The 21,056-nt window shown below is 70.3% G+C and carries 15 protein-coding genes; 10 read left to right on the forward strand and 5 right to left on the reverse strand.

Annotated features, from left to right (window positions below):
• Window position 1: 1 nt before the first annotated feature.
• The 7 genes from W5W_RS0103165 to W5W_RS0103195 all read left to right on the forward strand — a co-directional run bounded on the left by W5W_RS0103165 (window position 2) and on the right by W5W_RS0103195 (window position 12,083).
• Complete coding sequence (locus W5W_RS0103165) at window positions 2–472, forward strand: YbjN domain-containing protein (protein ID WP_017194316.1); 471 nt, start codon at window positions 2–4, stop codon at window positions 470–472.
• Between the two features lie 111 nt (window positions 473–583).
• Entirely contained in the window at window positions 584–4,636 is a 4,053-nt protein-coding gene (locus W5W_RS0103170) for a hypothetical protein (RefSeq protein WP_034498289.1), read from the forward strand.
• 165 nt (window positions 4,637–4,801) lie between these two features.
• Entirely contained in the window at window positions 4,802–5,299 is a 498-nt protein-coding gene (locus tag W5W_RS0103175) for a hypothetical protein (protein ID WP_232611881.1), read from the forward strand.
• 1 nt (window position 5,300) lies between these two features.
• Window positions 5,301–5,840, forward strand: coding sequence for a hypothetical protein (locus W5W_RS0103180; RefSeq protein ID WP_008733977.1), 540 nt, complete (start codon window positions 5,301–5,303; stop codon window positions 5,838–5,840).
• Between the two features lie 3 nt (window positions 5,841–5,843).
• On the forward strand, window positions 5,844–7,841 hold the full coding sequence (locus W5W_RS0103185) for an HSP90 family protein (RefSeq protein ID WP_017194318.1): 1,998 nt from the start codon (window positions 5,844–5,846) through the stop codon (window positions 7,839–7,841).
• On the forward strand, window positions 7,838–10,948 hold the full coding sequence (locus W5W_RS0103190) for a hypothetical protein (protein ID WP_017194319.1): 3,111 nt from the start codon (window positions 7,838–7,840) through the stop codon (window positions 10,946–10,948). Before W5W_RS0103185 ends, W5W_RS0103190 begins: the two co-directional genes overlap by 4 nt.
• 271 nt (window positions 10,949–11,219) lie before the next feature.
• On the forward strand, window positions 11,220–12,083 hold the full coding sequence (locus tag W5W_RS0103195) for a glutathione S-transferase family protein (protein WP_029574045.1): 864 nt from the start codon (window positions 11,220–11,222) through the stop codon (window positions 12,081–12,083).
• 147 nt (window positions 12,084–12,230) lie between these two features.
• On the opposite strand, the gene W5W_RS0103200 is transcribed toward W5W_RS0103195, so the two are convergent.
• From W5W_RS0103200 to W5W_RS0103220, 5 genes are all read right to left on the reverse strand, one after another.
• The gene (locus tag W5W_RS0103200; protein ID WP_017194321.1) at window positions 12,231–12,743 is read right to left on the reverse strand and encodes a GNAT family N-acetyltransferase; all 513 of its coding nucleotides are present in this window, start codon (window positions 12,741–12,743) and stop codon (window positions 12,231–12,233) included.
• Between the two features lie 12 nt (window positions 12,744–12,755).
• Window positions 12,756–13,052 (reverse strand): type II toxin-antitoxin system TacA family antitoxin, encoded by a 297-nt coding sequence (locus W5W_RS0103205; protein WP_008733997.1) that lies wholly within the window; start codon window positions 13,050–13,052, stop codon window positions 12,756–12,758.
• Between the two features lie 157 nt (window positions 13,053–13,209).
• Entirely contained in the window at window positions 13,210–14,550 is a 1,341-nt protein-coding gene (locus tag W5W_RS0103210; RefSeq protein ID WP_017194322.1) for a DUF4921 family protein, read from the reverse strand.
• A gap of 179 nt (window positions 14,551–14,729) precedes the next feature.
• The gene (locus tag W5W_RS14495; RefSeq protein WP_017194323.1) at window positions 14,730–15,530 is read right to left on the reverse strand and encodes a DUF3039 domain-containing protein; all 801 of its coding nucleotides are present in this window, start codon (window positions 15,528–15,530) and stop codon (window positions 14,730–14,732) included.
• Between the two features lie 55 nt (window positions 15,531–15,585).
• Window positions 15,586–15,993, reverse strand: coding sequence for a helix-turn-helix domain-containing protein (locus tag W5W_RS0103220; RefSeq protein WP_017194324.1), 408 nt, complete (start codon window positions 15,991–15,993; stop codon window positions 15,586–15,588).
• Window positions 15,994–17,127: 1,134 nt separating this feature from the next.
• Here W5W_RS0103220 and W5W_RS0103225 point away from each other — a divergent pair.
• The 3 genes from W5W_RS0103225 to W5W_RS16290 form a co-directional block, all read left to right on the forward strand.
• Window positions 17,128–18,717 (forward strand): TROVE domain-containing protein, encoded by a 1,590-nt coding sequence (locus W5W_RS0103225; protein WP_017194325.1) that lies wholly within the window; start codon window positions 17,128–17,130, stop codon window positions 18,715–18,717.
• Between the two features lie 76 nt (window positions 18,718–18,793).
• The gene (locus tag W5W_RS14500) at window positions 18,794–19,009 is read left to right on the forward strand and encodes a hypothetical protein (protein WP_017194326.1); all 216 of its coding nucleotides are present in this window, start codon (window positions 18,794–18,796) and stop codon (window positions 19,007–19,009) included.
• A gap of 236 nt (window positions 19,010–19,245) precedes the next feature.
• Window positions 19,246–21,056, forward strand: a 1,811-nt coding sequence (locus tag W5W_RS16290) for a hypothetical protein (protein ID WP_034498294.1), incomplete at its 3' end; no start/stop codon positions are given.

The following is a 21,056-nucleotide window of genomic DNA, read 5'->3' on the forward strand; positions in this document are numbered from 1 at the left end:
TATGGCCTGGTGGAATGAGCCCGTGGGCGACCAGACGCCCCAGGTCACGATCGACCGGGTCGCCGCCTGGTTCGACGACAACGGTTTCACCTACACCCGCAAGCAGGACGACAGCGCGATCGTCGCCGGTTTCGACGAGTACTCCTACGTCGTGGCGATCGTGGACGAGAACCTCCTGGCGATCTACGCGCGCTCCTGGCTGAACCTGCCCGAGGACGCCGACGTCACCGTCACGCTGCGCGATCTGCTCAACACGCTCAACCGCTCTCAGGCGATCCCCTCCCTGAGCAGTTTCGTCGATGACGACGGGCGCCAGGTCGCAGCAGAGGTCGCCGTCTCCGTGGCCGAGGGCCTCAACGACGCCCAGCTCGCCAACATCCTGGACACGAGCCTGCAGGTCATCATCGCCAACTTCGAGGAGCTCGGCGAGATCGTGAACCGTGGGCAGAACATCCAGGGGGCAGGCCAATGAGCGCGACCAGTGGCACGCGGGGCGCGGTGAGCCCCGCCCCCGACGATGTCGCCCCGACCGCGCGGCCCTCCGGGTCGCCCATCCAGAAGGAACTGCGCAGTGACTAGCCGAATGACTAGCCGAACGACTAGCCGAGACGACGTCATTGGACGCCTGGCCACCGCCTCCGGCCGCCCGTGGGGCCGGACCCGCTCTCGTCTGACAGCCGAGGCCGTGGCCATGGCCGACATGGCGGGGGACGACCAGCTGGCGATCGACGCGCGTCTGGCACTGGCCGAGGCGCGCTACCGGAGCAACGAGGAGTGGAGGGCGCTGGGGCCCTTCATCTGGCTGCTGTCGCGTCTTGACAAGCGCCCCGATCTCTTCGACTCCGGCCGTCTGCGCCGGATGGGCTGGAGCTACGAGCGGGCGGTACCGGTGGCCGCCGACAATCCGGCCGTCAGTACCGGCCAGCTGCGGGAGCTCGAGACGGGCCTGAAGAAGTTCGCCCGCTTCATGGGCGGCTCGATGCACGCCGTCCACGGCAGCCTCCTGCATGCCGCCATCATGCTCGGGCTGGAGGAGGAGGCCGCCGCGGAGTTCGACGCCTGGCGCTCGACGACGGCGCACGACGGCGCCGAGCCCGGGGAGCGCGACACCGTGCGCGCGATCGAGTGGGCGAGCATCCACCAGGACTGGGAGGCGGCCGTGGCCGCTGCGGAGCCCGTGCTCAGCCGGGGGTCCGAGGGATTCGACGGCGAGGAGCAGCCCGGCCTCGTGCACGGCGAAGCCCTCCTTCCCCTGCTCGCCTCGGGCCGCTCGCAGACGGCGTGGGAGGCCCACGTGCACGCCTACCGGGCGCTGCGTTCCGATCCGCGGGTCATCGGCCGCCTGGGCAAGCACCTGGAGTACCTGGCGCTGTCCGGGCGGGCGGCCCGCGGTCTGAGGCTCATGCGCGGATACGTGGGGCGGGCCGATGAGGCCCAGTCGGCCAGGGCGCTCATGGACCTCCTCGCCGGCGCCGTTCTCGTCCTGCGCGAGTCCGAGAACGACGGGCGCGGTGAGGAGCCGCTGGATGCCGGCATCCCGTCCGCCTCCACATGGTGCCCCGGTCCCGACATCGGTCCCGGCATGCCCCTGCGAACCGCTCGCGAGCTGATGGAGGACTGGGTCCGCCAGATCGCCGCCCGGTACGACGCCCGCAACGGCAACACGGCCGTGTCGACGCGGTTGGAGGTCGGGCTCGCTCGGCAGCCGTTCGTCAGCGCCGGGGAGGTCGTCGGCCGCCATGCGCGTGCGGGTGTGGGTGCGGTGCCCGCCCGCACCGGGGAGATGCCGCCCGTGCGGTCCAGGCGGTCCAGGGAGGCTGAGGGCGCCGAGGATCCTACGAGCTCTGGGGGCGCTGCGGACGCTGCCAGTTCTGCGGGCGCCGCGGATCCTGCGCGCCCTCAGGGCATGACGGGCTCCGAGAGGCGCCGGCGGTCCGGGGCCGCTCGGGAGCCTGAGCCGCCCTACCGGCCCGGGGCGCCCGAGGGGCTTGGCTCTGCTCGGACGGCCGGGGAGGCTGAGGAACTGGCAGGGGATTCAGGGGACTCAGGGAGTACCAGGGGCTCCCGGCGCTCTACCCGGGCGGGGCTCGCCGCGAGCTCTGCGGATCCCGAGACCTCCGAGAGGGCCGAGCAGTCGGAGGCGTCCGGGGCGTCCGAGCGGCCCGGGGCGCCCGGGGCCGCCGGGGATGAGCGCCTGAAGCCGGTTGAGGCCGTTGCGCATGCTGCGGATGCTCAAGGACCGCCTGAATATCCCAGGACGGTCCGGAAGCCGGCGGGAGGACCGCGAGAATCTCGAGGATCTACTGAGGCGGACAGGATCTCCAGCGCACCCGAGAGGATGCTCTGGGAGACCCAGGTCATTGAGCCGATCAGTGACGAGCCCGAGGACGCCGTCGAGCCCGGGGAGCCCGGAGAGGTCGAGGCGCCCGAGGAGGGCGGTGTGCCCGGTGCGCCGCCCGAGGAGGTCCTGCCAGTCGAGAGCGGAGACTCGGGGGAGGCCGGGAGGCCCGAGCGGATGTCCCGGACCGGGGGAGTCGGCTCTGCTCAGGCGCCCGGGGAGGCTGAGGAGCCGCAACGGCGTCGAGAGTCCGGCGATGCCGAGACGCCCGAGGCCGCCGGCTCCGCTGCCAGGCCCGACAGCCCTGACCGGCCCGACAGGCCCGGCAGGAGCGGTGGCGATGACGGCGTCCCCGCTGAGACTGAGGCTCTGTCCGAGGCTGCCCGCATTGGTTCCGCGCCTACAGCGTCCACCGCGTCTACCGCGTCTACCGCCACCGGTCCTGGCCATCGAACTCCGAGCGGAAGCGGCGCCTTCGAGCCGATGGCTGAGGCCGCACCGGCCGCACCGGCCGCATCGACAACATCAACGGCGAATCGGGGCGAAGGCGGGCCATATTCAGCCGAGTATTCAGCCGAGTATTCAGCCGAGTATTCAACTGAGCATCCGGCCGAGTACCCGGCCGAGTTCGGCCCCTACCCGAGTGTCGACCTGCGCACCCCTCCCGCCGTCGGCGATGCCGATGACCTCCTGCGCCGTCTGGAGATCGAGCTGTGCCGCCCCGGGCAGACGCTCGAGCACGCCTTCCTGATCGCCCAGGCCATGAGGCGGGGGCTCACCCCCGACCCCGAGCGGGTCGCCCCCGAGCTCATGCGCGCGGCGCACTCCCTGCGCTACAACGTCGCCGACCGCGGTTGGGACTACGAGCGGGCGGCCGACGAGATCGCCTACCTGCGCGCCCACATCGACGGCGTCGCTCATCCCCTGCGGGTCATCGAGCTGGACCTGGAGGCCCTTCAGGCGGAGGGCAAGGCCGCTGACCTCCACGGCCGGGCCACCGAGCGCACGCGCGCCGACCAGCTCGCTCACGCCAGAGAGCTCGCCGAGCAGCTGACGTCCCTGGCCGAGCGTCTACTGGACGCCCCGGCGGGCCGCCAGGCCGAGCTCGTTGACGCATGCAGGTCGGCCGTCACGCTGGTGCGGATCCTGTCCGGCCGCGACGACCATCAGGGGGCCGCCGAGTTCCTCGAGCTCGCCCGGCTGATCGCCCCCCACGTGGCCCATCTGCTCGAACCGGACGATGGCGCCCTGGACGACCAGCTGACTCTCCTGGAGGCCGATGTCCTCCTGGCGCGCGGCGATGCCCACGGCGCCCGGGCGCTCGTCGATACGGTGCTCAGAGGGTACGACCCCTGCCCGGTCGTCCTGGCGGAGGCGGGCCGCAGCACCCTGGTGCGGGCCTCGATGAGCCTCGGCGAGACCGAGGAGGCGGTGTCCCAGTCGCGCGAGCTGCTGGACGTCCACCTGTCCGTGGGGCTGGACTCGCTCGCCGGGCCGCTCTTCGGGGCGCTGGCCGCCTCTCTGATCGCATCGGGGCGGCCATTGGAGGCGGCCGAGGTGCTCGAGACGTCGTTGAGCGCCGATGCGCCCCCGATCCTCGCCGAAGAGCTGCGCCGCACTCTCGTCTCCGTCCTGGAGAGGCTGGACGATGCGGAGGGGGTGCGCGACAACTGCCTGATCGTGGCCGAGACCTCCTTGAAGCGCGGCGAGACGCAGCGGGGCGCGGACTACCTCCTGCGAGCCGCCTCGGCCTGCGAGAAGCTCGGGGAGAGCCCTCGGGCCTCGCGCCTGTTCGAGCGCGCAGCCGAGCTGGTCGACACCAGTGACGACGCCGGACGGGTTCGCTGCGCGAGGTACCTGCGGCGCGCCGGACGCGCCGCCGTGGCCGAGTCCTCCGACCCGACGGCGCCGGTCCGCCCGGACGACGCCCGAGCGCTGATGTCCCGGGCGTGGGATCTCGTCGAGTCGGTTCCCGATTCGCGCACGTACTCCCGGGCCTTCGAGTTGGGCGACTGGCACGACGACATGGCATGGATCCTGTGGCGCACCGGCGAGCACGTCGAAGCGCTCGAGCACTGCAAGCGGGCCTTCGCCTGCTACGTCAGCGCCAAGGACCGCGGTACCGCCTCCCACCCGCTGACCCTCATGGCTCTCATCCACGCCGAGATGGGCGAGACCGATGCGGCGCGCGAGGACATCGCCCGTCTGCGCCGACTGCTGTCCCACAGCCGCTGGGAGGGCCACCCCGCCCTGACACGCATCGCCAGTCTGGAGGAGACGCTCGACGGGGCCTCCTGAGGGCGCCGAGGCGGTCACGAGGTCGACATTCTCGAACGAGATCGACGGTGCCACCGTCGCCCTCGTTCGAGAATGTCAACCTCGACGCGTGCCCGTCCCTCAATGGCTTGGAGTGCCCATATCCGCGATGCGAGAAGGCGCTTGAGAAGGCACTACGGTAGGCCCGTGACAGCACTACCGACCGTTTCGCCCATGCGTATCGCCGCCTCGGCCGGCCGCCGTGGTCTGCCCTGCCGGCAACCGGAACCTGAGGACCGCGATGTGCTCGTCGGGGATGATCCGGCCGTATCCGTCAGCATGAGCACCACCTCGCTCTCGGTGCGCATTGACCTGGCCGGGCAGCTGCACCCCGAGCCTCAGGAGATCGAGGCCGCCCGCGACCTCGTGGATCGTCTTCTGGCGAGTGAGCCGGCCCCGACGATCAGCCTGGCCCAGGTGGACGCTCCCAAGGAGGGGCAGGAGGAGGCGACTGACTCGCCGGAGGGGGCTTCCGCCGACGCCGGCCGCCTCTATGTGCGCATTGAGGCGGTCACTCCGCTGGAGCAGGGCATGACCGATACCCAGCTCGACGGCTATCTCGCCTGGGCGACCTTCCTGGTCGACCGGTGCGCGGTGGCCTTCGAGAACACACTGCCTCTGACCCGTGTCCGGAAGGAGGACTGACATGCCCTGGTGGACCGACCCCGACTCCCTCACCCCGCCCGTCAGTCGTGCGCGCCTCCTGTTCGTGCTCGCGCGCTTGTTCGATCAGAATCTCAAGCAGATCGCACTGAACAAGTGGGCGGCCTCCGCCTGGCACCACCCGGTGCGCCTGTCCGTGCACGACGACGGGGACCTGCTGCTGCACGTCGAGTCCCTCTACGGCCCCGCCTTCGTCACGGATGCCGCGGCACTGCGCGCCCACATTCAGGCCACCAACTTCGCCCACTGCCTGTCCTCCATCCGGCTGGTTCCCACCAGCGCCGGTCACCGCATCCTCGCCTCGTCCTGGACTCCCCTGATGCTCGGGGCGGAGGACGAGCAGCTCCGCGACATCCTGAGGATCGTCGTCGGCTCGACCGTCGGTCCTCTCAACGACCTGGCGGAGCAACGGGGACTGCCCGCGAGCGAGCCCGTCGACGACCCCACGGCCGCTGCCGCCGTCTGGGACGCCTTCGAGGCCGAGCGCGCCCAGCCCGATGACCGCACCGGGAAGGAGAGCTGAGGCATGTCCGCTTTTCAGGTCGACCTGCGCGGCATGGTCGACCTCCTGTCCCGCAACCTCTATTCGGGTCCGCGCGTCTACGTGCGCGAGCTCCTGCAGAACGCCGTCGACGCCATCGCCGCCCGCCGCGCCATCGAGCCCGACTGTCCGCAGCGGGTCACGATCGAGCTCGGACGCGCCGACGGCGCCGCCACCCTGACCTGCACGGACACGGGCGTCGGGCTGACCGCCGACGAAGTCGACGAGCTGCTGTCGACGATCGGCGCCTCCTCCAAGCGCGACGAGCTCGGCCTGGCCCGTGGCGACTACCTGGGCCAGTTCGGCATCGGCCTGCTCTCCTGCTTCATGGTCAGCCCCGAGATCGTGGTCACCTCCCGCTCCGCCCGCGGCGGCGGGTCAGCCGAATCAGCCGGGTCGGCCGACTCAGCCGCGCCGGCCGTGCGCTGGCGAGGAAGGACCGACGGCACCTACTCCGTCGAACCGGTCCCCGACTCCGCCGCCGACGCGCCCCGCGAGCCGGGCGCCGCCATCGCCCTGCGCGCCTTGCCCAGCGAGGACTGGCTGGCCCCGGAGACGGTGCGCGCCCTGGTCGAGGAGTTCGGCCACCTGCTGCCGGTCGATATCGAGGTGTGCTCCGACGACGGCGCCGTCACCTATCACGGCCGCGGCCGAGGCCCCTGGGAGATGCCCCGCGGCCAGGCGGTGCAGTGGTGCACGGACGAACTCGGCTCCGAGCCCTTCGACCTGCTCGACCTCGACGTGCCCGCCGCCGGGCTGCACGGGACGATCGCCATCATGGGGCGGGCCGCCCCCACCGCGGAGGCCCGGCACACGGTCAGCGTCAAGCGCATGCTCGTCACCCGTGCGGCCGAGGGCCTGGCCCCCGACTGGGCCTACTTCGTGCGCGTGATTGCCGACGCCGAGCACCTGCACCTGACGGCCTCGCGCGAATCCCTCGTCGACGACGACCTGCTGGAGACCGTCCGCGAGACGATCGGCGGGCAGGTGCGGGACTGGATCGAGCGTCTGGGGCGCGCCGCGCCCACGCGTCTGGACGCCTTCGTCGCGGCGCACGCCATCGGCCTGTGCTCCGTGGCCGTCGAGGACCCCGAGATGCTCGGGCTCGTCGCCCGCCATGTGCCGTTGACGACGACGGCCGGCGAGAAGACCCTCGCCGAGCTGGTCGCGCTGGCGGGCAGGGGCACGCGCGTGCGCTGGACCCGCACGGTCGATCAGTTCCGGGCGCTGGCCGACGTCGCCGCCGCCCAGGGGATCGTCCTGATCAATGCGGGCCACGCCTACGAGGCCGAGATCATCGCGGCCCTCGCCCTCCACCCCGAGGCGCTCGACAATGCCGCCGGCATCAGCGAACTGGCGCTGGTCGATCCCGACGAGATCCTTGATGCGCTCACGCCCGCCACCCCGGCGGAGGAGGCCGAGGCCATCGACTTGCTCCGTCTGGCCGGCAGCGCCCTGACCGAGGTCGACGTCGAGGTGGTGCTGCGCCGCTTCGACCCCGCCACCACTCCGGCGCTCTACCTGCCGGATCCGGACCTCGCCGGACGTCGCGCCCAGGCCTCCTCCGCTGCCGGCGCGGCCGCCTCCCGGGCCGCCGCGGTCGGGGCCTGGTCCCAGGTTCTCGGCGTCACCGATCCCTTCGCCGCGGCGCCGCGCCCCCGGCTCGTCCTGAATCGGGCCAGCGCCCTGGTCGCGCAGCTCGTCGCCGTGACGGGGACGAGCTGCCCAGCCAACCGAGCCGACCCAGTCGGCCGAGCCACCCCAGCCGGCCCGAGACCGGATGAGGCCACCATCACCCGGGTCCTGCGCGGTCTGTACGTCCAGTGCCTGCTCACCGGGCACCACTCCCTGACCGCGAAGGAGCGCGCCTGGGCCGCCCAGACGCTCTCCACCCTCCTGACGAGCGCTCTGACGCCCTCCGCACCCGCCTTGGAGGATGACAGTGCGGCCCCGACCTCCCGCCAAGAAGGAGCTCCCTCATGAATCGCGAGGACATCATTGAGCGCCTGCGCTACACCTACACCCTGCCGCGCGGCCCCAGGCGCTCGGCGCTCGTGGCGGAGGCCGTCACCTGGGCCGACGAGATCGGTGATGAGCAGCTCCAGGTCGATACCCGCACTCAGCTCGTCGCCGACTACGCCTGGGGAGGAGAGGAGTGGAAGGGGGTGGCGCCCTTCGTGTGGTGCCTGGCCCGGCAGGCCGAACGGCCCGACCTGTTCGATGAGCGCGTGAGCCACCACCTGCGCTGGCACTACAAGTGGGCGGTGACCGCCGCCGCCCGCAACCCGTCGGTCCCCCTGGAGCAGGTACGCGCTCTCGAGGACGGCATGGAGGCCTTCTACCGCGAGCAGGGCGCCTCCATGCACACCGTCCACGGCCAGCGCTTCTACGTGGCCCGGCGTCTGGGCCTTGCCGAGGAGGCCCGTGCCGAGCTCGCCGCTTGGAGGGCCACGCCGCGCGACGACTCCTCCGACTGCCTGGCCTGCGATCCCGAGCGGCAGGTCGTTCAGGCGATCGCCGACGGCGACGACGAGCTCGCGGTGGCGACCGCGGTGCCGGTACTCGCCGGGGAGATCGGCTGCCCCGAGCAGCCCGCGAATATGCAGACCAATGTGCTTCTGCCCCTGCTGCGCACCGGTCGTACCCGGGCCGCGTGGGATACCCACGTGCGCGCTTATCGCGCCTACCGGCACGATCCCCGTCATGCCGGTGGGCTGGAGGATCACTTCTACTATCTCGCCCTGTCCGGGCATGTCGACCGGGGTCTGAGGATCCTGCGCCGCCATGCGGCCTGGACGGCCCTGTGCGACTCCGCAAGCGACCTTGAGGCCTTCACCTGCGGCGCGGCTGTTCTTCTTCACCAGGCGACCCGGGACGGGCGCGGCGATGAGCGTCTCGGCGTCGATCTGCCGGAGAACCGGACCTGGTGCCCCGGCGTGAGCGTGGGCGCCGGCTCGACGCTGGCCGAGGCCGCCGAGCAGTGCGAGGCCTGGGCGCGCCGCATTGACGCCGCCTACGACGAGCGCAACGGCAATGACTGGTGGACGCGAGACCTGGAGAAGGCGCTCGGCTGGCGCCCGTACATCGAGCGGGCGCAGGACGGCATGCGCGTCGAGCTTCTTGAGACGCCCGAGGCTCTTCCCGAGGCCGCTCCGATCAGCGACCTGGACGGTCTGGACGGTGCCGACAGTGCTGACGGTGCCGATAGCGCCGATAGCGCGGATGAAGACGCCCGTCCGGGTGCGGGTTCCGCTGGAGCTGCCGGTGCCCCTGAGGTTTCTGAAGACCCGGAGCAGGCGGGCTCGCGCGACGGGGCATCGACCGGCTACCCCGCCGTCGGCATGCCGGTCCTCATCCCGCCGGCCGGCGCCGCCGAGGCCCTGAACCGCCTGTACGCACCCGACGCCCGCCCCGATGGCGCCGAGAGGGCCATGCTGCGTGACTGGCTGTGGGAGCAGGGCGCACTGGACGCCGAGCCGCCGGCGGGTCTGGAGGCCGAGGCCGCCATGGCGCGCGCCGTCGAATACAGCCAAGCCGAGGAATACGACCGGGCCTTCGAGGAGCATCGTGCCGCTCGCGACCTCCTCGCCGCCCGCCCGGTTCCCGACGGCGGTCAAGCGCAGCGTCGTGCCCGTCTGCTCCGTCTGGACATCGAGCTCCTGTGCGATGCGGGCGCGGCCGACTCCGTCGCCGGTCGGGATCCCGCCGACGATGATCGGCTCGCCCGCCTGGAGGAGCTGGCCGCGCAGGTCCATGAGCTCGCCGACCAGCTGCTCGCAGCGACCGACTCGACCACAACGGCCGATTCGCCTGACTTACCGGAGCCGGCCGCGGGCGCTGGAGCGGCCGACCCCGACGCGCTGTGGGAGATCTTCGCCGCGCTTTACTGGGAGGCCTGCACTCGCGTGCAGATGATCCGCCCCCAGGCCGCACTGCCGGTCATCGAGACCATGCGGGTCGTCGCCGACCATCTGGCCGGCATCGGCCATGACCCCGATTGGGATCGGCGCGACAGAGTCGACAATTTCGCCGCTTTCATTCACGCCAGTGCCGGTGATATCTACACGGCGGCGCGCGAGCTGGATTCGCTCATGCGCAGGCGCGACCCGGCGTCGCTGTCCACGGTCGTCGAGGCCCGCAAGGCGCTCGGCCGGCTCTCCCGGCACTACGAACAGACTGATGAGGCCGTCATCCAGTACCGGGAGGCCTCCAACCTTCTCCTCGCCGCCGGTCTGCGATCCTGGGCCCTGGATATCCTCGGGTCGCTCGCCAATGCCCTGGGCGCCTCGCGGCGGTTCCTGGAGGCCGCCGAGGTGCTGGAGATCGGCATCGATCTGGCCGAATCTGCGCGCCGTCCCGGTATGGTCCTGCGCCTGCGCGAGATCCTCGTCCACGTGCTGACGGATCTGCAGGAGCACGCAGGGGTCCTGGAGGCCGCCTGCGCACTCGCCGAGGTGCAGCTGGGCAGGGGGCAGGCGGACGGGGCGCGCGCCTACTTCGAGCGGGCCGCCGACGCCGCTCAGAACCTCAAGCGCCCCGAGGAGGCCTGCGCCCTGCTGCGGCGCTGCGCCGAGCTGTGCCCCATCGGCGAGGAGCCCGACGCGAATGACGGCACCCGCCTGAAGTACGCCCGCTTCCTGCGCCAGGCGGCTCGAGCGCTCGTGACGCAGCCCAGTGTCCAGGCCTCACGCCTCCACGAGGAGGAGGCTCTGGAGCTCATCGCGGAGGCTCGGCGCGTCCAGGAGACCGTTCCCGCTCAGGAGGACTACTCCGACACCTGGGAGGCGGGGAGCCTGGAGCGGGATCTGTCCGATGTGCTGTGGCGCTGCGACGACAACATGAGGGCTGTCGAGGCCTCGCAGCGCGCTATCGAGGGCTTCATGTCGGTCGGGGACCGTGTGACGGCCGCCCGTGAGTACGCCTTCATCTGCCGTCTGTATGCGGAGAACCGCGAGGCGCCGGGGGCGCGCGAGGCGGCTCAGGACGCGTTGGACAAGGGGCGCGAGCTCCTGGCGGATCTGCGCTGGGACCACCCGGACGAGGTGCGGATCCTCGACGCAACCGAGGAGTTCCTCAACCGAGAGGAGTAAGGAGGCCGGCCCCCGCGCCCCGCCCTTTCGTCGAGATCGGTCCGGTTCCGCACCGAGATCGGTCCGGTTCCGCACCGAGATCGGTCGCGGATGGCTGGGCGGGCCCGCATCGTCGCGTCGCGGAGTCGGACGATGCCGTAGGTTCGCCTGGGGTGAATGAGGCGGCGCGCGCCTGGTGCAGGGGCGACCATTGGCTTGAGACGCTGTGCTGCTCACCTGCCGCTCATCCGCCGCCCACCTGCCGCTCATCCTCATTCGCCGGGAGGCCCTTATGCCCATTGCCATCTCGCACCGTTTCAGCGACGACGACCTTCCCGTCGATGCCGGCCGCTATCGACTCATCGCCTCCGGATCGTGTCCATGGTGCCGCCGCGTGCTCATCGCGCGGCGTCTACTGGGCCTGGTGGAGGCCCTTCCCGTGTCCTGGACCTACGGCCGCGGTGAGGACGGCTATTGGGAGCTGACCGGGGCCGACGGCGAACCCGGAGTCGACCCGGCGCTCGGGGCGCGCTCCCTGGCCGAGGTCTATGCGACGACGCCCGGATACACGCCTCCGCCCACGGTCCCCGCCCTGGTCGATACGACCACCGGGCAGGTCGTCTCCGATGATTCCGGCGACATGCTCTTCGACCTGTCCACCGCTTGGTGGCGACTTCAGCGCAAGGGCGCTCCCGATCTCTACCCGATCAACCGGCGCAATTCCACCGACGCCTGGGACGCCTGGCTGGCCGAGCACGTCAACGGCCCTCACGGCACGGCCACGCACAGCAAGGATGAGGAGGAGGCGGTCGAGGCGGCCAACTCGGTTCTGATCGCCTTCGACGTCATCGACACCCTGCTCGCCCGCGCCACCCGCATGGAGGCCTCCCGCGAGGCGGCCCTGACGGTGCAGGACGTCCCGCCGCTGTCCGCCGTCGTCTCGGTGGAGCAGTTCCTCTGCGGCGTGGCGCCCACCGGCAGCGACATCCGCCTGTTCACCACCGTGCAGGCCTACGAGTACGGCGGGCGCAGGCACTACCCGGGCGGCGAGGCGCCGTCGGTCGCCTTCTGGCCCGCCCTGGCGCGCTGGTTCCACGCCCTGGAGGGGCGTTCCGGCTGGGTCGGGTCCGAGGAGCGCAGCGCCCTCGGCCTCTAGCCCGCGCCCCGTACCCCGCCCCCCGCCGAGATCGGTCGTACTCCGCGTCGAGATCGGTCCGCTTCCAGCGCGAGATCGGTCGCAACCCGCCTCGAGATCGGTCCAGCAGGGCGGCGCAGTACGGCGCAGCGCGATGTGAGTCGGTACTCAACCGTTGAGCATTCGGCGGACCTGCTTCATCGGCAGTAGCAGGTGCACCGGGTCGGCGGGCGACGCGAGAAAGTCGCCGTTCGCACGATAGAAGGCGCGTGCAGCCTCGTCGCGGCAGTGGACGAGGAGGGCTGCGGCACCTACGACCTCGCTGAGTCGGTAGCTGCGTTCGATCGCATCGCGCAGGAGAGCGGCCCCGAGCCCCAGACCTTGAGCGCGTCGCTCGACGGCGAGGCGCGCCAGAAGCACGCAGGGCAGTTGTGCAGGGCGGCTGCGATGGCCTAGCCCTCCGGGCGCCTCATCGCGTGCGTATGAGGCCATCGCGATGGCGTAGTACCCCAGGATCTCGCCGTCCTGGGTGGACACGTAGGTGACAGTGTCCCTCGATCGTTGGTTCTGCCACGCGAGGCGAGCGAGCCAGTCATCCAGGTCCTCCGCTCCGCTGTGGAAGTTCTCCGTCGCATCATGGCGCTCGAGTCTTCGGGGGGCATGAAGCCCGTCACCGTTCATGATGCGCTCTCGTCACTCCTCAGGCTGCAGCTCGAGGCGTGTGCCGAAGGGGGACGGACGAGACCAGAGCCGCTCGAAGCGGGATGTATCGGTCAGCGGGGCGTCGAGAATGGCTTCGACGGCCTCGTACGTCTGCGAGTCCAAGAGAAAAGAACGACGCTCGGCCAGGACGCGCTCGGCGGAGCGGGTAGCTGCGGATAGGACGAATTCGCTGACGGTACGGTCTGTATGAGCGGCGGCCTGCTGGATGAGTGCTGCCTGGTGCGGTGTCGTACGCAGATCGAGTCGTCTGGTCTTGGCAGGTGTCATGTCTCCCCCTTGGTGTACGTACGTTATACGTACGTCAAGGGGGAGACAAGAAGCGCCTCGAGATCGGTCCGCTTCCGGCGCGAGATCGGTCGCAACCCGCGTCGAGATCGGTCGCAACCCGCGTCGAGATCGGTCCAGCGGCCTGATCCTCAGCTCATCAGCGTCCCAGCACGGGGTTGTACAGCAGCCGGTTGGGTTCGCGCGGACACTCCTCGCCCACGGTCATCGGCGCAATGAGGCGGTCGGCCCGCAGATCCTCCAGGCGGGCGACCACCCGGTCGCGCAGCGTCCACGGATCGATGGTGTTGAGATAGATCTTCGTGCCGCCCTCGAAGCCGGCCAGAGTCGAGACCCGCCACTTGAGCGTGATGTGCCACGGCATCGGCTGATCGACATCGATCGGCTTGTGGTGCCACTCCTCGTTGCTGGGCACATCCGCCCCGGTGGCCGCGTGCAGGGCGTGCACGAGGTCCGCCACGGCGTCGACCTCGGCGCGGCTCATGAGCCAGGGCTCGCAGGTGGCCGACGTCGAGTACACCTCCAGCGTGGGGTAGCGGTGCCCGAAGCCGGCGAAGGCGACCGCATGCTCGTTGGAGGCCACCAGCAGTCCGTTGTAGGCGGCGTAGTCCACGCCCATCTCGTTGTAGAGGTTCGGGTTGGCCCGCACCCGTTGGAGCTCCAGCACGGACGACACCCCCCGCTCGTCGATGCCGACCAGCTGCTTGTGCAGGTGGTCGAAGCTCGCTCCGGCGGGCCGCAGCCAGTTCTGGAAGACCGCCACATAGCGCACCCACCGATTGGCCCTGTACAGGTCCGTCGTCGCCGCCACGGCCAGGCGCATGTAGGCGCGGTGCTCCTCGGGGGTCAGCGTGCCCGAACCGGCCAGGCCGCTGGTGTCGATGGCGGCGTCGGTGAAGTGGCGCCGCGCGATGATGACGTCGTGGCCGCCGGCGAAGAAGGCGGCCAGGAACTGGTGGCGGGCGTCGTCGTCCATCGACTCCCACGAGGCCGGGTCCTGCCCGGAGGCGCGCAGTTTGCTCCGGGCCACGCGCGCGACGTGAGCGGCGCCGGCCGGATCGGCGAGGTAGGCCTCCATGCGCTCGCGGGCGGCGTCGGGGATCTCGTAGCCGTGGTTGGCGTGCCAGTAGTCGTAGGACAGGATCTCGAAGAGGTTGGGCACGCGGCGGAACTCGGCGACCGTGTCGAACAGGGCGCTCGCGGGCAGGCCGTCGATCTGCTCGAAGCCGCCGTCCGGGCGCGCGACGACGCGGCTCTTCTCCGGCGGCGTCTCGGTGTAGTGGGCCGGGCAGAAGGCGCAGGCGCGGGTGCGCTCGGCGGGGGTCAGCGGGTGGATTTCGGCGACCGGGTGGGAGATCGGCCGGTTGCCGCGGCCCGGCACCGTCCACACCTCCGTACCGGTGAAGGGGCTGATCTGCTTGATGGTCCCGTCGGCCATGCGAGTCAGTGGCTCGGGGCCCGGAGAGTAGGGCATGAGCATGAGCCCATTATGTCGTGGACGACGTCGGCGTGCGCGGCGGTTCGCGGTTGTCCTGCTCCGCAGCCGCTTTCCGGCTGCTCGACGACGGCGCGATGCCGAGGATGCTCGCCCGGATCAGGACTCGGGCGGTGGGTTCTATATCTTCATCTTTGTGGCGGACGGCGGCCGTGCGTCTGGCGCTAGAAGGGCGGCAGCTGCGCGTAGCGTCGGGAGCATTCCTCACAGTAGGGCAGATCGGTGGGATCCGTACGGGGTACGAAGAACACGCCGCAGAGTGCCCGGACTGCCGTTCCCTGAACAGCGGCGTCACCGATGTGGAGTCTGTGGGCCCGGTGCGCTACCTCTCCGGGGACTGATTCCAGAAGTTGGCTGTTCTTCACGGCTTCCTGGAGCCGCGCGACCTGGCGGTTGCCGTGCCCGGGCGCCTCCATCGCGGAATAGATGCCTCCTGCAACGTCCCAGTCCTGCTGTGGCGGAGCGATGCTGGTGAGCAGCCGCCGTTCCAGAAGGTAGGCGAGTTGTGATCCCCGCTGAGTGTGATCGATGAACGAGAGAACGAACTCCTCAATGTCGTCATCAGCCGAGAACTCAAGGTCAACAGTGGTCAGTGGCGCTGGCTCCGTCGGGTGAGGGACGGCCAGGCGAGAACGTCCGTTGTGCATGGCCTCCTCCAGCAGTCTTCTTGCCAGCTCCTGCACCAGCCGTTCCCAGTCGGTGAGGATCTTGGCAACGGTTTCGCGCCTGAGGAGCCGGAGGTCGCGTGAGCATGCAATGGTGCGATTAGCGGCAGGGGCGTCCGAGGTGGTCGTGTTCAGAAGATCGCGGCACTTGTCGAGAATCGGATGAGAAAGATGGGAGAGCGGCTGTACAGCGTCCCATCGCTCGTCGGTGATGGCTCGCCTCTCGTGCGGGTCCTCCCACCCCTGCGTGAGCTCCGCGAGGAATCTCAGAGTGGGACGGGCGGTCGGGTCGTGCTGCACACCTGCATTGTGCAGTACGACCCAACCGCGAAGCGGTGCTCGCAGAGAATGCGGGTCAAATCTGCTCGACGAGTTCGTCGATTGCGCCGCGCTGGATGGCTTCGGGGTTGCTGAAGCGCTCGGCGAGAGCGCGGCGCTCCTCCTGGCGGCGACGCTCGAAGGCGACGATATCGCGTCCGGTGATGCGACGATCCCGACCGACGCGGTGGGACGGGATATGCCCGGAGTCGAGCAGCTTGTACAGGTGAGTACGGCTCATCCGCAACTGTTTAGCCACCTGGGCGGGTGTGTAATCGGCGTCGACGTCGAGCAGGGCGACGGTGCAGCCGGACGCGAGCGAGTCGGACAGGGCGAGGAGAAGATTACGCAGTGCGCCCTCGCCGAGGTCGCTGGCGAACCTGGTGAGTGAGGCGCGCGTCTGAGGATCAACGTTGGATGGTGCTACTTCAAGTAGGTCAGTCATGGTGGTCTCTCTGTCACATCTGACGCAGATGTCATAGATGACACTACGTTTCGAGGTGGCGTATGTCCACCTGTGTCACCCTCGAATGTCCACCTGTGTCACCCTCGAAGGGTGAGAGGTGAGGTTCAGGCTCAGTGGTCGCTCGATAACGTTGCGGCTCCGCGGATTCCTGTGCGAGTGCGGGTTCGGGTGGCGGATCCTGGTCTTCGTGGTGGGTGCGGCTTATCGACACGTTATAGACACGGCCTGGGGCTTTGGCGCATAATTCTCGCGAGCCTCCTGATTGCCTCCAGGCGGCTCCCAAGGTTTCAAGAAACCGAGGGTCCTGACGAGGCAGTCGGAACCCCGACGTCGGTTGTGGTCGTGCGAACGACTCACACCGCGTCGGGGTTCTGGTTTGTGCGGGTTTGTGCGGAGGCGGTCGGGTCCGCCTCCATCTCAATAGCCGTCTCTAGCCGTCTCCCGGGTGCGCGCGGCCGGCTGCTTCCCGGCCGCCCGGCGACTCGGAGTGTCTTGACCCGATTGCGTCGGCGTCTCTATGCTCCCTTGTTGCCCGGGCGGGCCGAGGATGATCGGTTATCGTCTGTTAAACGGACCAGCAGGTTCGGGGTTCGAGTCCCCGCCGACATGGCGTCGATAGCTCAATGGCAGAGCGGCTGGCATCCGGTCATCACCACCATGACCGTCCGGGCTCCTCTTCTTCTCTCGTGCGCACCAGGGTGGAGTGCGCTCATGACGTTCTCGCTCCTCATGCATCGAACTGCTTGCGCTGCAGCTGTGTAGGGGTCTACACTCTTGCTCGTCGGCGCAGCCGGCACCTGCACGGAGGCCGTGGGCGGGCCGGAGGCTCTTCGGTTATTGATATGGCACACGGGTTCGATTCCCGATCCTCTTCGGAGGTTCCGGAGGGCCACTCACATGCCCGCTCCCGATATCCGTGCAGGTACTCGGGGTGGCCGGGCCGCCCCGAGTGGGCCGGAGTCTGTCGGTTATCACGTGCGAACGGCATGACTGACACCGTGCCGTCCGGCGGGCGCGCCTGACCGGTACTGATCGGTCCTGACCGGTTATCCGGTCGGCTCATGCCCGCCGCCTGCGCCACCCGAATCAACGAGTCGTCCGGAAGGGGAGGACATGGACATCCTGAGCGACATCAGCACCCGGCTCACGCCGCAGAGCCAGAGGGCCGCCGCCAACCAGGAGCCCAACTCCGCCGGCGGCTACACCTTCACCCTTGACGACGCCGCGCGTCTGCGCCGATTCCTCATCCTGGGGGTGGACGGCGGCACCTACTACACGAGTGCCCAGGACCTGGCCATCGACAACCTCGAGGTCCTCAAGCGGATGGCCGTCGAGGCCCCGCGCACGCTTGTGGACATGATCGTCGAGGTCTCGACCAGCGGGGCGGCGCCGCGGCAGAACCCGGCCCTGTTCGCCCTGGCCTACGCCACCTCGGTGCCGCAGACTCGCGAGGCCGCCCTCGCCGCACTGCCGAGGGTCGCCCGCACCGGGTCCCACCTGTTCACCTTCGCCGGCTACACCGAGCAGTTCCGCGGATGGGGGCGCGGTCTGCGCCGCGCCGTCGGCTCCTGGTACACCAGCCGCACGGCCGACCGGCTCGCCTACCAGGCGGTCAAGTACCGTCAGCGGGAGGGCTGGACGCACCGTGATCTGCTGCGCCTGGCGCACCCGCGCACTGACGACGCCGGCCTGGGCGCCACCTTCGACTGGATCGCCCATGGTGCGGTCGGGGAGGCGACCCCCTCACTCATCGAGGGATTCATCAAGGCGCAGGAGGCGACCATCGCCCGCTCCTGGGCGCAGATCGTCCGCGACTACCGCCTGACCTGGGAGATGCTGCCCGATGCCGCGCTGGCTCGGCCCGAGGTGTGGGATGCGCTGCTCGACGTCGGCGTGCCGATGACCGCGCTCATGCGTCAGCTGCCGCGCCTGACCCGTCTGGGGATGCTGCCCGCGATCGGCGGCCGCACCAGGGAGGTCTGCGCGCAGCTGACCGACGCCGACCGCCTGCGCAAGGCGCGTGTGCATCCGGTGAGCGTGCTGGTCGCCCAGCGCACCTATGCGGGAGGCGCCTCGCACCGCGGCACCGCGCAGTGGGAGCCGACGGCGAAGGTCGCCGACGCGCTGGACGCGGCCTTCTACGCGGCCTTCGGTGCGGTCGAGCCCTCAGGGAAGCGCACCATGCTGGCCGTGGACGTCTCCGGATCCATGACCATGCCGATCTCGGGCATGGCGATCACCGCCCGCGAGGCGTCGGCCGCGCTGGCCCTGGTGCAGCTGGCGACCGAGCCGGACGCGACGGCCTACGGATTCTCCTCGGCCGGCGGCTGGTACAAGCCCGCCCTGACCCCATTGGGCATCTCGCCGCGGCGCCGCCTCGACGACGCCCTGGCCGCGGTGAGCTCAATACCCATGGGCGGCACCGACTGCGCACTGCCGATGCTGCACGCGATCGAGCAGGGGCTCGAGGTGGACACGTTCGTCATCTACACCGACAACGAGACCTGGTCCGGCAAAGTGCACCCGCATCAGGCGCTGCGGCGCTACCGGGAGTGCAGCGGCATCGATGCGCGGCTCATCGTGGTCGGCATGACATCGACGGGCTTCTCCATCGCCGATCCGGATGATCCGGGCATGCTCGACGTCGTCGGCTTCGATGCCGCGGTGCCGAGTCTCATCACGGAGTTCGCGCGTGGCCTCTGACCCGTTGCGCGGCCTGGGAGCGAGGAGGGCGACCGCCCCGACAGGGGATGGTCGCCCTCCTCGCCCTGTTCGTACTGTGGGCAGCTCCGATCCCTTGGCGGCGCGCGCGGCCGAGCTGCATGCCAAGGCCCTCGAGGCCGACGCCGTCGCCGCCCAGTACCGGGCAGAGCGCGACGAGCTCATCGACCGGCTGCGGGCCGATGAGCCGAAGCGCTGGTCCTACACGGCGCTGGCTCAGGCCCTGGGCTGCAGCCGCGAGCTCATCGCCCAGATCGTGCGCCGACGGCGGTAGCGGGGGTGGCAGTCGCTGCCGCGGCGCATCACGATCATGTGGCAAGGCGAATGCGGCTCAGCGACGTCGTAGTGACGTCTCAATGAGGCTGTAGTCTGAATGCGTCGATGCTCCCTGCCCACAACGGTCGTCCTCCAACGGTGCAGCGGTCTCCCAACCGAGGTGCCGGGGAGCGGCTTTCCCTCTGAAAACCGCTGAAGTTCGCTGAATCCCTACCCGAATCCCTTTGATTCCCCATGAAGCTCAATAATCGCGATCTCGTCCTGCGAGGACTCCTCGGCGTCCTCCCGCCCCACCTGGAGCGCTACCTGCGCGCGACCCTGGGCAACCGCTGCACGCCCGAGAGGCTGCGTCTCCTGCTCGGCGGCAATGGCAGCGGCAGCGCCTCGGACCTCCCCGACCTGGCGGACCTGTCCACCCAGATCCGCATCCTCACTGCTCGCGGCGCTGACGGACGCTACCTCGTCACCCTGCCGCGGGGTCTGGGGAGCAAACTGCACGAGGTCCGCCACGTCCGCAATGAGGCGGTCCACGGCGGTGATTTCGACGCCGACAGGACGCTGGCCGCCCTGGTCGCAGTCAACGAGGTGCTCCGGCTCATCGGCGCCGACTCCGGCCGGGCCGAGATCCGTGAGCTCATCGCCGCCATCGACAGCGGCCGGGGCGCCGGCGGCGACCCTCTGGACGCCGTCGGCATTGAGGTCGAGTGCGTGCCCGTGATCAGTTACGCCCACGCCGTGGCGGGTGCCGCACCCATGGTGTCGGTCCGCCTATCCCTCACGAAGGGCCCGGGCCCGCGTGATGCCGGCTCGAACTCGCCCGTGCTCGCAGCCGATGACCAGCAGCGTCAGACCCTGGCAGTCGGGGCGCGCGTCTCCCAGGCGACGCCGCCGGGGGCTTTGGAGGTGACGCTCACGCTCATCGAGGACAACGGCGGTCGCCAGATCGCCGAGCCCTGGCACCTGACCTGGGACACGTCCCACCAGGTGCTGAGTGCCACGTGCGACATGACACTGGATCGCGCGAGCCTGCTTCAGGTCGATCAGTCCGGGGCGGCCCATGTGCGGATCGACCTGCGCACTGCCGACACTGCCGACGGCGCAACCGCCGTTCGCATACTCCCGGGCCTGACCGTGCTGCCCCCGCGGCACTGGCGGCTCGACGGCGGCGGGCGCTGGGCGGGTGCGGCGCTGGCGACCTTCGTCCAGCCCGACCAGGTCGTTGTTGGCGCCCTGGCGGCCGAGGCGCTCCGTCTCGCCCCGCCCGACGAGAATGCCGGGCCTGCCGGCCCCGCCGACCCGGATGCCCTCGCCGCGGCCGCGTGCGCCGTCCTGCGCCGACGTCGCGTGATGATCAAGACCGTGAGCGACCCGTGGCAGGCCGGTTCGCACCCCATTCGCACCGCGGCCGGGCTGCTCGATGCGCGCACCGGCAGCGTCCTCGACATCGCGGTCCTGCTCGCCGGCGTCCTGGAGCGGCTGGGCGTGGCCGCCACCCTTCTGCTCACGCCCACGACCGTCCTCGTCGGCTACCGGCGGCGCGAACAGGACGGGAGCGCGCCGATCTCCCCGCAGGAGGCCGTCGACCTCATCCAGCGCGGCGTCATGGGCATGATCGACCCCGACCTCGCGGTGAGCGCATCGGCGGCGACTCTTCACGGACTGCCCGCTCCGGCGCGCAGCGCGGCGCTGGCGGCGCTTCCCGACATGCTTCTGGCCGTTCCGGTGGACGCAGCCCGGGCCGGCGGCGCAGCCCCCCAGCCCATGCTGGAGCGCAATGAGGACGACGTCGTCCGTGAGCTCGACGCATCTGACGGCTCTACCGCGCCCGGCGATGAGCCTCCCGCCGCCTCGGAGTCCGCTGTCGTGCCGGACACGGGGTGGTTGCCGGACGACGACGGGCCCGCTTCTGATTCCGACTCCGCTCCCGGCTCTGATTCCGACTCCGGGCCCGAGCCGGAGCCCACCTCGGCCGTCGAGGTCCTTCCCGCTCCGGCCGCCGCCCCGGCCGGCGCCGAGCTGGAGCCCGCCCCGGCCGCCGCCGAGGC

This window comes from Actinomyces massiliensis 4401292 (assembly GCF_000269805.1).
Lineage (GTDB): Bacteria > Actinomycetota > Actinomycetes > Actinomycetales > Actinomycetaceae > Actinomyces > Actinomyces massiliensis.

Bases quoted from the DNA above. Each gene is read 5' to 3' on its own strand.
- W5W_RS0103165 (WP_017194316.1), top strand. From the start codon at position 2: ATGGCCTGGTGGAATGAGCCCGTGGGCGACCAGACGCCCCAGGTCACG.
- W5W_RS0103170 (WP_034498289.1), top strand. From the start codon at position 584: ATGACTAGCCGAACGACTAGCCGAGACGACGTCATTGGACGCCTGGCC.
- W5W_RS0103180 (WP_008733977.1), top strand. From the start codon at position 5,301: ATGCCCTGGTGGACCGACCCCGACTCCCTCACCCCGCCCGTCAGTCGT.
- W5W_RS0103185 (WP_017194318.1), top strand. From the start codon at position 5,844: ATGTCCGCTTTTCAGGTCGACCTGCGCGGCATGGTCGACCTCCTGTCC.
- W5W_RS0103190 (WP_017194319.1), top strand. From the start codon at position 7,838: ATGAATCGCGAGGACATCATTGAGCGCCTGCGCTACACCTACACCCTG.
- W5W_RS0103195 (WP_029574045.1), top strand. From the start codon at position 11,220: ATGCCCATTGCCATCTCGCACCGTTTCAGCGACGACGACCTTCCCGTC.
- W5W_RS0103200 (WP_017194321.1), bottom strand. From the start codon at position 12,743: ATGAACGGTGACGGGCTTCATGCCCCCCGAAGACTCGAGCGCCATGAT.
- W5W_RS0103205 (WP_008733997.1), bottom strand. From the start codon at position 13,052: ATGACACCTGCCAAGACCAGACGACTCGATCTGCGTACGACACCGCAC.
- W5W_RS0103210 (WP_017194322.1), bottom strand. From the start codon at position 14,550: ATGCTCATGCCCTACTCTCCGGGCCCCGAGCCACTGACTCGCATGGCC.
- W5W_RS0103220 (WP_017194324.1), bottom strand. From the start codon at position 15,993: ATGACTGACCTACTTGAAGTAGCACCATCCAACGTTGATCCTCAGACG.
- W5W_RS0103225 (WP_017194325.1), top strand. From the start codon at position 17,128: ATGGACATCCTGAGCGACATCAGCACCCGGCTCACGCCGCAGAGCCAG.